The organism is Candidatus Pelagibacter sp. HIMB109, assembly GCF_052048155.1.
Classification (GTDB): domain Bacteria; phylum Pseudomonadota; class Alphaproteobacteria; order Pelagibacterales; family Pelagibacteraceae; genus HIMB114.
On the sequence record NZ_JBNAIK010000003.1, the window covers coordinates 60,001 to 72,451 of the forward strand.

Genomic DNA, 12,451 nt, shown 5'->3' on the forward strand with positions numbered 1-12,451 from the left:
TTATTTCCTTTATATATTCTTGTTAAAACAGGCTAATTGCCAAAAATTGCAATATAAATCAACTTAATTAGACGAATTTAATGATTTTGCCACGTTATCTAAAACGCCATTTACAAGCCTTTTTTGGTCATTACCGTAAAATTGGGCTGTTACATCCAAATATTGATTAATAACAACTTTAAATGGAATTTTCTCACAAAACTTTAGTTCATAAATTGAAGTTTTTAGTATGATATTTAACAAGCTATCTAAATTTTTTTGCTTAATTTCAGCAGATAGAGATCTGCTTAAAATTTCATTAAGTTGTTCCTCTTGTTCAAAATACCCTTTAAATACTTTTTTTATATGCCTGATGTAAGGATCTCTTCCAAAATCAATAACTCCATCTGGATTTTTTGTTTTCTCATAGATTTTTTGAACTAGTTTAGTTCGCGTTCCAGACTTCATTACTTTAAATTTTTTAAAACTGAAATAAGTGCATTCGCTGCCTCGATACCCTTATTTTTTTTGCCAGAAGATCTTATTTTTGCCTGTGCCTGGTTATTACAAGTTAAAACACCATTTGACACAGGTAAATTATATTTCAAAGACAATTTCATAATCGCATCTGTAATTGCCTTGGATATAAAGTCAAAATGAGGAGTTTTGCCTTTTATTACACATCCTAATGCAATTGCAGAATTATATTTTTTTGTTTTAATTTTTATATTAATTAATTGTGGAATCTCATAGGATCCGTCGACAAGATAAACATCATGATTAATTTTATTTTTTTTTAAAATCGATATGCAACCTTTTAAAAGATTTTTGCTTATAGATTTATAATAATCAGAATATACGACTAGGCATTTTTTCATTTAAAAATCTCTTGTTTTTTAATCTTAATACCAAATCCATCTAATCCAACTATTCTTTTTTTTGATTTGGTTACCAATACTATATCATTTAAACCTAATTTTTTTATTATTTGAGCTCCAACACCATAATTTCTTATCAAATTAGCTTCAAATTCTCTTTTATTACCAGAAAAATTAATGAAGTTTTTATCCTCTTTCATTACTGAACTTTGAATTACAATTAATGAAAAGTTGTTTGATTTATTCAAATAACCAAGAGAATTCTTTACATATTTATTATTTAAAATGTTTTGTGATAGTTTGTCTTTTATTGATAAAACTCTAACTTTGCAGTTTGTTTTATTGGTAATTTTTGAAAAAACGAGATGTTTATTTTTATCTATTGAGTTTTGAAAAATTTGTTTATCTAAAATATTTTTTTTAAATTTAAATGTTTTTTTTGATTTTAATTTTAAAAAATTTTCTTTTTTAAAACGATATTCTATCAAATCTTCGATCTTAGAAATTTTCAATTTATGTTTTTTCGCAAATTTAAATAGCTGGTCTCTTTTTGCCATTGTTCCGTCTTCATTCATAATTTCACAAATAACCGCAGAAGGATTTTTTTTAGTTAATTTAGCAATATCAACCGATGCTTCCGTGTGACCAGCTCTAATCAAAACGCCACCATCTCTTGAAACTAGAGGAAAAATATGACCCGGTGTAACAATATCTTTTTTTGAAGAATTTTTTTTAATTGCAGTTAGGATTGTCTTTGATCTATCGTAAGCAGATATACCGGTTGTAACACCTCTTCTTGCTTCAATACTGACTGTAAATGCCGTGCTAAAACGTGAAAAATTTGAACTTGGCATTAATTTTAAACCCAGTTTAGATGATTGCATCTTGTCTAATGCCAAACATATCAAGCCTCTCCCATACTTTGCCATAAAGTTAATTTTTTTTGGTGAACATTTTTCTCCTAAAAATACAAGGTCCCCTTCATTTTCTCTTCTTTCATCATCAACCAAAATAAAAATCTCACCTCTTTTGGCAGCTTTAAGCAATTGATCTATTGGTGTGAATTTATTTAACATTTTGTTTTAAAAATTTAATTAACAAATCATACTCAATATTCACTGTACTATTTTTTTTTAATTTATTTAAATTTGTTTTGTTAAATGTATGAGGAATAATATCTACTCTAAACATATTATTTTTTATATTATTAATTGTTAACGAAATACCATTCACAGAAACAGAACCTTTTGTAATTAAAAATTTTTTAAATTTAGATTTAATTTGTATCCAAATTTGCCAGGAGTTTTTTATTTTTGTAAAAGATTTAATTTTCCCCATATCATCAACGTGTCCTTGAATAAAATGACCAGCAATTTCATCGCCAAATTTTAATGATTTTTCAATATTAAATAAATCACCTACCTGACTGTTAATGAGGTTAGTAATTTTTAAGGTTTCTGGTGAAATATCAAAATATAAATCGTTATTTCTTTTTTTTTTACTAAATTTTACTAAAGTTAAACAAACTCCATTAATTGAGATTGAAGTGCCAATATCTTTTTTTTTTACCGGTAACTTACAACTAAATATATAAGAAAAATTATTTTTATTCTTTGATATTTTTTTTAAATTTGCAGTACCTTCAATAATTCCAGTGAACATATTTTGATTTGTAATTCAAAATCAAATCTTGTTCTAGGTTTAATACTTGATTTAAAGGTAATTTATTATCTTTTACAATTTTTTTTATGCTTAACAGGCCATTTTTATTAAAATTAAGCTTATTTTTCACATGATACAATTCATTAATACTTTTGCTTTTTAAGAAATTACTTAGTGTGTTAGCTCCGCCTTCGATAAGAAGTTTTTTATATCCAAGTTGATAGACAACTTTAAGTAAATCGTTAACCGGTTGATTTAGATCAAAATATATTAGTTTAAAAAATTTACCTACTTTTTTAATTTTTGTTTTATTTTTTTCAGAATGAAAAACATAAGCACCTTTTAAATTATTATTTAAAAAGATTTTTTTGTTAAAAAAAAGATTTTTATTTATTATAAAAATCGCAATTTTTTTTTCGATACCATTTAATCTGCAATTTAAACTTGGATTGTCGTGATTAATTGTATTTTTTCCAACTAGTATAGAGTCAGATTGATATCTTAATAAATGAGCAAACTTTAGAGCAGATTTACTTGTGAATAATCTTTTGAATTTATGCTTACTATAAAAGTCATTACTAGATGCTATTTTTGCTACTACATAGGGTTTTTGATTTAAATTACAGTAATTGTGAAGAATAGAAGGTTTTGAAGGCTGCTTAGTATACTTTAAAGAAATATTTTTTTTTTTTAATAATCTATTTGTTTTTTCTTTTACCCTCTCATCTAAATCTATAGATGATGAAAAAATTTTTTTTACTTTTTTTTTAATTATTAAGTTAGAGCAAGAAGGGTTTTTGCCTATATGGCAGCAAGGTTCTAAAGAAGTATATAGTTCATTTATAAAATTTATTTTTTTGTTTTTTAATAAAGCAAATTCTGCATGAGGCGACCCATGTTTTCCTGTAACCCCTAAATGTATAAGATTATTTTTATCAATACCTACAGCGCCAACAGATGGATTTGGAAATGTTTCGAATTGATTAATTTCCGAAAGTTTATTGGCTAAATTAATTAAATAATTTTTTGGTAAATTATTTTTTAACTTGGGCATTAATATTGTCTACAAATTGCTCAAAATCTTTAGCTTCTTTAAAATCCGTATAGACAGATGCAAACCTTACATACCCTACGTGATCTAATTCTCTTAATCCATCCATCACAAATTTTCCTATCGTTGAAGACATGATTTCGTTTTGTCCAAGATCTTCTAAATTACGATAAATTTTAGATACAAATTTTTCAATTGTATCATTATCAATGGGTCTTTTTCTTAAAGCTGTCATGACAGATTTAGTAAGTTTTTCTCTGTCAAAAGGTGATTTTCTACCGTTTTTTTTTATAACAGTAAGCTCTCTAAATTGAACTCTTTCAAAAGTTGTGAATCTTTGCTTGCCGCAACCACATAATCTCCTTCTACGTATTGCTGTCCCGTCTTCAGTTGATCGAGAATCTATTACTGAGGTATCTTTTTCTTTACAAAATGGACAAAGCATAATTTAGTAAATTGGGAATTTCTTACAAAGCTCAATTACTTTTTTTCTAACAGATAATTCTGCTTTTGAATTATCATCTTTGTTGTCTTTTAAGCCTTTTAAAACTTCATCAACTAACTCGGCAACTTGTTTAAATTCAGCCAGTCCAAATCCTCTTGTTGTGCATGCTGGAGTTCCAAGTCTAATACCAGAAGTGACCCAAGGTTTTGCTTCATCATATGGTATACCGTTTTTGTTGCATGTTAAATTTGCATTAACCAAAGATCTTTCGGCTTCTTTACCTGTCAATCCCAATGGCCTAAGATCGATAAGAACTAAATGTGTATCTGTGCCGCCAGAGAAAATTTCATAACCAAGGTTTTTTAGCGTTTCAGATAAAATTTTGGCATTTTCAATGACATTTTTGGAATAAATTTTAAAATCGTCTTGTAAAGCTTCTTTAAAACAAACAGCTTTTGCTGCAATAACATGCATTAGAGGACCGCCTTGTAAACCTGGAAAAACTGCTGAATTAAATTTTTTTGCTAGATCTTCGTCATTTGTCAAAATTATTCCACCTCTTGGACCTCTTAAAACTTTATGAGTTGTAGATGTAACTACATGAGCATGATCACATGGATTTGGATATGCTTTGCCTGCAACCAATCCAGAAAAATGAGCCATATCGACTAATAAATATGCTCCTACCTTATCAGCTATCTCTCTAAATTTTTTAAAATTTATAATTCTTGAGTAGGCGCTACCGCCTGCAATAATTAATTTTGGATTATGCTCAATAGCGAGTTTTTCAACTTGATCATAATCTAATAAACCGGTCTGTTTATCTACGCCATATGCAATAGCGTTAAACCATTTACCTGATTGTGCGGGTGGTGCCCCATGAGTAAGGTGTCCACCTTGATCAATACCCATACCCAAAATTGTATCGCCTGGTTTTAAAAGGGCTAAAAAAACTGCTCCATTAGCTTGTGCTCCTGAATGTGGTTGAACGTTTGCAAATTTTACATCAAATAATTTTGTGGCTCTTTCAATTGCTAAATTTTCAGATTTATCAACAAATTCGCAACCACCATAATATCTTTTGCCCGGATATCCTTCGGCATATTTATTCGTTAAAACAGTTCCTTGTGCTTCAATCACTGCTCTAGAAGCAATGTTCTCTGAAGCTATTAATTCTAAATGATTTCTTTGGCGATTTAATTCTTCATCTATAGATGAAAAAATTTCTGGATCGCTGTCTTTTAATGATTTTTCAAAAAAATTTATTTCAGTTTTTAATTCTTTAGACATTTTTTAATTTCTTTACCCTTCTTAAGTGCCTTCCTTTTAAAAATTTTGTTTTAAAAAAAATTTTCGTTATTTTTAAAGCATTTTTTTTATTTGTCACCCTTGAACCTAACACCAAAACGTTAGCATTGTTATGTTCCCTTGCTAATTTTGCTGTTTTTGAATTAAAGACCAATGATGCTCTGACTTTTTTATAACGATTCGCCATAATTGACATTCCAATACCAGTTCCGCAAACCAGTATTCCAAAATTAATATCGGTTATTTTTTTAGAGAGTTTTTTAGCAAAGTCAGGGTAATCAACTGAATTTTTTGAAAATGGACCTAAATCTGTAATTTTAATTTTTTTCTTTGAAATTTGATTAATTAGATAATTTTTAAGATCATAACCGGCATGATCAGAAGATATAAATATTTTTTTAGTTATAAAAGTTTTAGACAAAGTAATTAATATTTATATGTAAAAAAAATATTCTCAATATGAGAAAATACTTATTAACATTCAAAATGTTAGAATTTTTTTTTGGTAATATAATAATGGTTTTGTCTTTGAATTAGTCAATATTTTTTTTACCTTTAAAAATATGGTAAAATGATCACCAGCTTTAATTTCCTTGAATTTATTACATTGAAGAGAAAAAACAGAATTATCTATAATTTTTTTATATTCCAAACTTGATATCTCATCATTTTGAAATGCCATTTTATTAACTAATTTCTTTTGATTTTTACTTAATAATACTACAGTTTGTTTTTTTGAACTCTTAAAATTTTTAAACTTACTTGATTTAATATCTAAACTCCACAAAACCATGAGGGGTTTTAATGAAACTGAAGAAAATGAATTAATTATAATACCATTATAATTATTTTTTATATTCTTACTTAGTACACAGGCAATACCGGTTGGATACTTTGAAAGAGCAGCTTTAAATTTTTTAATCATATACTTATAATAATATTTTTTTAGAATTAAATTTATAATATCCAGTAAAACCTTTGTTTAGTGAAATTTCTTTTTTTAATTTAATAACTCTACCAGATTTTCCTCTTTTTGATAAAAAAGATTTCAAATTACCTAATTCAATTTTTTTTGAATCAATATCAATTAATGAAAGATTATCATCTATAGAGCAAAAATTATTTAATTTGAAACCCTTTGTTTTAAATAAAATAACACCTGATCCTTTTTGCAAATAAGGAACTTCTTTAAGTTCAAATATTATTAATTTATATTTTAAATTATCTTTTAAGAATAATGCTATAAACTTATCTTTTTCTTTATTTATTAAACATGATCCGGAAAAATGGTCATTTTTTTTAATATTAAATATTTTTTTTCCAGATTTTTTATTCGTAAACAAATCTTCTGATTTTACCAAAAAACCATACCCATTTTGTGATGATAAAATAATTTCTTGCTTTTCTTTATAAACAAATAAATCAACAATTTTTTCTTCGTCTTTTAATTTTAAATATGATGAAATTAAAAATCCCTTTGTTGACCCAAATTTTAAATTAGAACAATTTAGAATATAAGATTTGCCAATGTTAGATAATAAACAAATCTGATCTGAAGTTTTGCAATTAATAATTAGATTAACGTCATCAATATTTTTTTCACTTCTTTTATAAGTACCTTTTTTTGATTTTAAAAATTTTTCATTAATAAGTGAAACATTTATATTTTCGATAACTTCAAGTTTTGACTCTAATTCATCATCTGTAAATTGAACAAATTTTTCAAGAATAGATCGTCTTGGTCCATAAACAGAATTATCTCCAAATTCATTTATAACCTCTGTATACTCATTGTTAATTTCTTTCCTTTGAAGTGTTTTTGAATTTAAAATTTTAGATAATCTTTTCTTTTCTAACTCTAGATTTTTAAACTCTTTTTTAATATCTAGTTCTTCAATTTTTTTTAAATTTCGAAGCCTCATCTCTAAAATTGAGTCAACCTGAATTAAAGTAAATTTATATTTTTTTATTAATTCTTTCTTTGGATCTTTAGAGTTCCTTATGATTTTGATTATTTGATTTAAGTTTTTATATACAATTATAAAACCTTTTAAAATTTCTAATCTTCTTTTAATTTTTTTTAGTTGGAAATTAATTTTATTATTTAAAATAATATATCTATGCTTAAGTAATGATTTTAAAATTTCTTTTAAATTCATTACTTTTGGTTCATTTTTTTCGTTAAGAACATTCATATTTAAAAAAATTTTGTTTTTAAGTTCTGACTGTTCAAAAAGCGAGTTCATTAAATCTTCAGGACTCACATTTCTGTTCTTGGGCCTCAAGACAATTCTTATTTTTTCATCAGATTCATCAGAAACATGATCTAACAATTTATTTTTCTTATTAATTATAATTCCAGCTAATTTTTCAATTAATTTTGATTTATTAACTGAGTAAGGAATTTCAGTAACCGCAATTTGATATAATCCCCTTCCAAGATCTTCTACTTTGTATTTTGATTTTATTTCAAAAAAACCACGGCCAGTATTATAAGCCTTGAAAATTTCCTTTTTATCTTCGTTTAGTATACCGCCAGTTGGAAAATCTGGTCCTTTGATAAATTTAAGCAAATCCTTTACAGAACAATTTGGATTATCATTTAAGTGAATTATTGCTTCGCATATTTCTTGTACATTATGTGGTGGTATTGACGTTGCCATTCCTACGGCAATACCTGAAGATCCGTTTGCTAAAATATTTGGGAATTGCGATGGTAATATTTCAGGTTCATCCAGTTCTCCATCATATGTTTTCTTAAAATTAACAGTCTCCTCTTCAATATCTACGAGTAAATATTCTGACGTTTGAGTTAATTTAGTTTCCGTATATCTCATGGCAGCTGCATTATCACCGTCAATATTTCCAAAATTACCTTGACCATTTACTAATGGATAATGTGTAGAAAAATCTTGGGCCAATCTCACTAAAGCATCGTAGACAGATTGATCTCCATGAGGGTGAAATTTTCCAATCACATCACCCACTACTCTTGCGGACTTTTTAAATTGAGATTTTGGACTTAAGTTCAGTAAATACATTGCATATATTAATCTCCTATGTACTGGCTTCAAACCATCTCTAACATCGGGCAAAGCACGTTGCGTAATTGTAGATAATGCATACGCAAGATATTTTTTAGCAAATTGATTTTGCAATTCATCTTTTACAATATTTTTACTCATTTAAATAATTTAGAATCTTTGGTCTATTTTTAAAATTTGTTATATTAATTACATCAACTAATCTATTAGATATTGTTTCACTATTTAAATTAAAAATTGCTTTTAAATCCTCAATAGTAAAGTCTAAACTACTACCATTTAAAATACTTTTTATTACTGGGTTAAAACCCTCTTCATTTAAATCTACTCCATAGCCAATGTTTTTTAAGAAATTAAACTCCCATATTAAATATGACTTTAAGCTATCACCCTCTAAAGACTTAATTAATTGATCATACTCATCAAAGCATTCAGTATATTTTTGCTGCTCTGGCATAATTTTTGAAATAACCTCAATTGAAATGATTAATAAATTTAGTTTTTTCAAATCATTAAAAAATTTTATTGATATATTTTCAATCAATTCTATAGAGAAATAACCTAGAGCATCTTCATTTTTAGAATTAAAATTCAATTTTATTTTATTACCAATTTGTAAATCTGGCTTTTTCTTTTTCGATGAACTACCATACACAACACCAGTGACGCAACCGTGCTCTCTTGAGAAAACTTTGACTAAAGAAGAATTTTCTTTAGTAGCTGATACTGAAAGTAAATATCCAATGTCACTCCATCGCATTTATTTAACTTTTGACAATTTCAATTTTAAAAAAAGGTTTACTTTTTTTTTCAAAATTTTTTCAAGTTGAGACCTTGAGTAAATACCAATTTTTTTAATCATTTGACCATTTTTTCCTAAAATAATTTTTTTATGTGCTTCTGTTTTTACTATTATAGTTTGATTCACAGTTAAATATTTTCCCTTTTTAATACTATCAGTGACAATTAAAGATTTATATGGAATTTCCTTATGAATATAAAATAAAAGCGCTTCTCTTGTGATCTCTGAAAAAAACTTTTCCTTTGAAATACGCTTTGTAAATTTTGTTGTTTCTTTTAATGATTTCTTTTCGATATAATTAAGTATTTTTTCAGTATTCTTTTTTTTTAATGCAGAAATATAAAAAATTTCATCAAACCTATTAATAAAATCTAAAGTTTTTATTTTCTCTAAAATTTCATCGTTATCAACCTTGTCTATCTTATTAAAAACTAGAATTTTATTTTTAATTTTTTCTAAATTATTTTTTATTTTATCAAGATGTCTAAATTTACTATTAATATCCAGTAAAAATACGACTATATCAGCTCTTTCCAAGCCTTGAATTGCTTCTCTTAAATAATTGTCATTAATGTTATCTTTGTAAAAACCAGGAGTATCAATAAAAATCATTTGTGTATTTTTATAATTAATTGAAAACTCAATGTTAAAATTGGTTGTTTGTATTTTTTTTGAAACAATTGAAACTTTTTTATTGGCAAAACAGTTTAATAATGTTGATTTGCCTGAATTAGTAGGACCTGACAAAGCAATGTAAGAAGTTTTCATTATTTAATTTTTAAATACTCAATCAGTTTCTTTGCAGCATTTGTTTCAGCATTTTTTTTAGAAGTTCCAGTTGCTACAAAACTCTTTGATTGCTCAATAGAAACAGACACTTTAAAATTTGGTTTGTGAGAAGGGCCTGAATTAGAAATATATTTGTATACAGGAAGTTTCTTGTAAAGTTTCAAAGAATACTCTTGAAGTTTAGTTTTTGGATCAATAAAAACTTGAGTAGTATTTTTCAAATTTTCTTTCCATATTTTTAATATGAATTTTTTTGTTTGCTCAAATCCCTTATCCATAAAAACAGCACCAATGATAGATTCACACAAATCACCTAATATTTTTTTGTTACCTGCTTTATTTTGTTTTTGAGCCTTACTGAGGCTTAAAAATCTATCGATTTCTAAAGAGGAAATAATTTTGGAACAAGTTTCTTTATTAACTAATGATGCTAATTTTTTATCTAACACACCTTCAGAATCTTTAGGGTAATTATCATTTAAATAACTTGCTATAACAAGGCCTAGAACTCTGTCTCCTAGGAATTCAAGTCTTTCATTATTATTATTTATATTAACTGATTTACTTTTATGGGTAAAAGCTTGTTCAATTAAAGATTTGTTATTAAATTTTATTTCTAAAATTTTTTCTACTTGCGCAAGGTCATTTTTTTTCATTAAATTATTTTTTTTAATATTCTGTTGAAGCGTATTGAGTTATGCCATCTCCAAAATGTAAAAAAATTTCCAATACTTTGATCATTTGAAAAAAATAAAAATCTCGCTTTACCAACTAAATTTTCTTTATTTACATACCCGACACTCATTAAAAATCTACTATCTTTTGAGCAGTCTCTATTGTCTCCCAAAAAGAAAAAATGATCCTTGGGTACCGTGTAAGTATCAGTATCTGTCATAGAGTCATTTGCGAAATACGCAATTTGATATTCACTGTCTTCAGTAATTTTTTCTTTATATATATTTACTTCAATTTTTTCTTGACCGCATAAAACTGTATCTTTTTTAACAAATTCTTTCTCTATTTTTTTTTTATTTAAATAAAGATCACCATTAACAAATTGAATAATATCACCTGGTTTGCCAATTAACCTTTTAATATAGTCTGTTCTATTGTCAGCTGGGGTTTTGAAAACAATGACATCACCCCTGTCAGGCTCAGTATATAAAACTCTTTCAGATAAAAGTTTTATGCTAAATGGAAATGAGTGTCTGCTATAACCATAAGAATATTTTGTGACAAATAGACGATCACCTATTAATAAAGTACTCTCCATAGATGATGATGGAATGAAAAATGGTTGAATTAAAAGGGACCTTATTATTACAGCCAATATCAATGCAATTATTAATGTTTTGACATTTTCTATAATTTTCTTTTTCATGAATTATTTATTTCGATATAATAACTGTAGCTAAAGCAAAAGGATAATCATCAGAAATAGATATAAAAAATTTAGCTTTACTTACTTTTAATTTTTTTAAGACTCTTTTTTGAGCCTTTTTATCTATTTTAATATCAGGTGCCCCACTAGGTTTATTGAAAATTATAATTTCATTAAAATTTATTACACCGCCAATACCAGTACCTAATGCCTTGGAAAACGCTTCTTTTGCTGCAAATTTTTTAGATAAAAAATTAGCTGTTATTTTTTTTTGTTTTTTTTCCTTGAAATGAAGAATTTTATCTATGAATTTTTTCTTATCTTTTAATAAGATTTTTTCTATTCTTTTAATATTTACGATATCAGTACCCAAGCCTAATAAAGTCATTATTTAACTAATATATTTTTAAATTTTTTTACAACTTTTGAAAAACCGACAAACAAACTTTCACCAATAATAAAGTGACCAATATTAAATTCATTAATATTTTTAATTTTTTTTAAATAAGCAGCTGAGTCATAGTTTAAACCGTGGCCAACATTAAATTTCATGTGTGTATTTTGGCATTCAATTTGACATTGTTTTATTTTTTTGAATTCAATATTAGCTTTATTTTTATTTTTATTTTTTAAAGAAGATGCAAAAGCACCAGTATGAATTTCAACAGCACTTGCACCTAATATTTTTGATCTTTTTACGTCTTTTAAATTAGGATTAATAAACAATGATACTTCAATTTTCTTATTCTTAAGTTTTTGAATGATATTTTTTAAGTTTTTTTGGTTTAGATTTAAACCGCCCTCTGTTGTTATTTCTTGTCTTTTTTCAGGAACTATACAAACATATTTTGGTTTTAATTTTAACGCAAAGCTCAACATATCTTTGGTTGGGGCCATTTCTAAATTAATTGGTTTATTTATTTTTTTTTTTAAAATTAAAGCATCCGTTTTCTTAATATGCCTTTGATCTTCTCTCACATGTATTGTGATTGAATCTGCTCCACCTTTGATTACCTCTTTAGCTGCACTTATAATATCTGGATGACCTTCGCCTCTTGCATTTCTTAAAGTAGCAACATGATCAATATTTACACCTAATTTAGCTTTCATAT

16 protein-coding genes are annotated in these 12,451 nt (G+C 26.3%); all 16 read right to left on the reverse strand.

Translation table 11 applies throughout. The annotated features are described in order from the left end of the window. Positions 1–63: 63 nt before the first annotated feature. Genes ACTTAQ_RS02950 through ACTTAQ_RS03025 form a run of 16 tightly spaced genes read right to left on the reverse strand, consistent with a single transcriptional unit; the run spans position 64 to position 12,449 of the window. Positions 64–447, reverse strand: a complete 384-nt coding sequence (locus ACTTAQ_RS02950; protein WP_440695418.1) for a transcription antitermination protein NusB — start codon at positions 445–447, stop codon at positions 64–66. Continuing rightward, a complete protein-coding gene (ribH, locus tag ACTTAQ_RS02955) occupies positions 447–857 on the reverse strand; it encodes a 6,7-dimethyl-8-ribityllumazine synthase (protein ID WP_440695420.1) in 411 nt (136 codons plus the stop codon). Before ribH ends, ACTTAQ_RS02950 begins: the two co-directional genes overlap by 1 nt. Then, positions 854–1,933, reverse strand: coding sequence for a 3,4-dihydroxy-2-butanone-4-phosphate synthase (ribB, locus tag ACTTAQ_RS02960; RefSeq protein WP_440695422.1), 1,080 nt, complete (start codon positions 1,931–1,933; stop codon positions 854–856). The genes ribH and ribB overlap by 4 nt, the downstream gene beginning before the upstream one ends. Then, positions 1,923–2,519 carry a riboflavin synthase gene (locus ACTTAQ_RS02965; RefSeq protein ID WP_440695424.1) on the reverse strand — a complete coding sequence of 199 codons (597 nt, stop codon included), beginning with the start codon at positions 2,517–2,519 and terminating at the stop codon, positions 1,923–1,925. The genes ribB and ACTTAQ_RS02965 overlap by 11 nt, the downstream gene beginning before the upstream one ends. Beyond that, positions 2,500–3,573, reverse strand: coding sequence for a dihydrofolate reductase family protein (locus tag ACTTAQ_RS02970; protein WP_440695426.1), 1,074 nt, complete (start codon positions 3,571–3,573; stop codon positions 2,500–2,502). The genes ACTTAQ_RS02965 and ACTTAQ_RS02970 overlap by 20 nt, the downstream gene beginning before the upstream one ends. Beyond that, a complete protein-coding gene (gene nrdR, locus ACTTAQ_RS02975; protein WP_440680163.1) occupies positions 3,554–4,015 on the reverse strand; it encodes a transcriptional regulator NrdR in 462 nt (153 codons plus the stop codon). The genes ACTTAQ_RS02970 and nrdR overlap by 20 nt, the downstream gene beginning before the upstream one ends. 3 nt (positions 4,016–4,018) lie before the next feature. Continuing rightward, on the reverse strand, positions 4,019–5,305 hold the full coding sequence (glyA, locus tag ACTTAQ_RS02980) for a serine hydroxymethyltransferase (RefSeq protein ID WP_440695428.1): 1,287 nt from the start codon (positions 5,303–5,305) through the stop codon (positions 4,019–4,021). Next, a complete protein-coding gene (gene rpiB / locus ACTTAQ_RS02985) occupies positions 5,298–5,744 on the reverse strand; it encodes a ribose 5-phosphate isomerase B (RefSeq protein WP_440695430.1) in 447 nt (148 codons plus the stop codon). The genes glyA and rpiB overlap by 8 nt, the downstream gene beginning before the upstream one ends. 60 nt (positions 5,745–5,804) lie before the next feature. Then, positions 5,805–6,248: a flavin reductase gene (locus ACTTAQ_RS02990; protein ID WP_440695432.1), complete on the reverse strand. Its 444-nt coding sequence runs from the start codon at positions 6,246–6,248 to the stop codon at positions 5,805–5,807. A 4-nt stretch (positions 6,249–6,252) separates the two neighbouring features. After that, the gene (parC, locus tag ACTTAQ_RS02995; RefSeq protein WP_440695434.1) at positions 6,253–8,508 is read right to left on the reverse strand and encodes a DNA topoisomerase IV subunit A; all 2,256 of its coding nucleotides are present in this window, start codon (positions 8,506–8,508) and stop codon (positions 6,253–6,255) included. Continuing rightward, a complete protein-coding gene (gene recO, locus ACTTAQ_RS03000) occupies positions 8,501–9,127 on the reverse strand; it encodes a DNA repair protein RecO (RefSeq protein WP_440695436.1) in 627 nt (208 codons plus the stop codon). Before recO ends, parC begins: the two co-directional genes overlap by 8 nt. Then, positions 9,128–9,937 (reverse strand): GTPase Era, encoded by an 810-nt coding sequence (era, locus tag ACTTAQ_RS03005; RefSeq protein WP_440695438.1) that lies wholly within the window; start codon positions 9,935–9,937, stop codon positions 9,128–9,130. It lies immediately after the preceding gene. Next, a complete protein-coding gene (gene rnc, locus ACTTAQ_RS03010; protein ID WP_440695440.1) occupies positions 9,937–10,614 on the reverse strand; it encodes a ribonuclease III in 678 nt (225 codons plus the stop codon). Before rnc ends, era begins: the two co-directional genes overlap by 1 nt. Next, on the reverse strand, positions 10,614–11,339 hold the full coding sequence (lepB, locus tag ACTTAQ_RS03015; RefSeq protein ID WP_440695442.1) for a signal peptidase I: 726 nt from the start codon (positions 11,337–11,339) through the stop codon (positions 10,614–10,616). The genes rnc and lepB overlap by 1 nt, the downstream gene beginning before the upstream one ends. Before the next feature lie 7 nt (positions 11,340–11,346). Continuing rightward, on the reverse strand, positions 11,347–11,727 hold the full coding sequence (acpS, locus tag ACTTAQ_RS03020) for a holo-ACP synthase (protein WP_440695444.1): 381 nt from the start codon (positions 11,725–11,727) through the stop codon (positions 11,347–11,349). After that, positions 11,727–12,449, reverse strand: a complete 723-nt coding sequence (locus tag ACTTAQ_RS03025; protein ID WP_440695446.1) for a pyridoxine 5'-phosphate synthase — start codon at positions 12,447–12,449, stop codon at positions 11,727–11,729. The genes acpS and ACTTAQ_RS03025 overlap by 1 nt, the downstream gene beginning before the upstream one ends. Between the last annotated feature and the right edge of the window lie 2 nt (positions 12,450–12,451).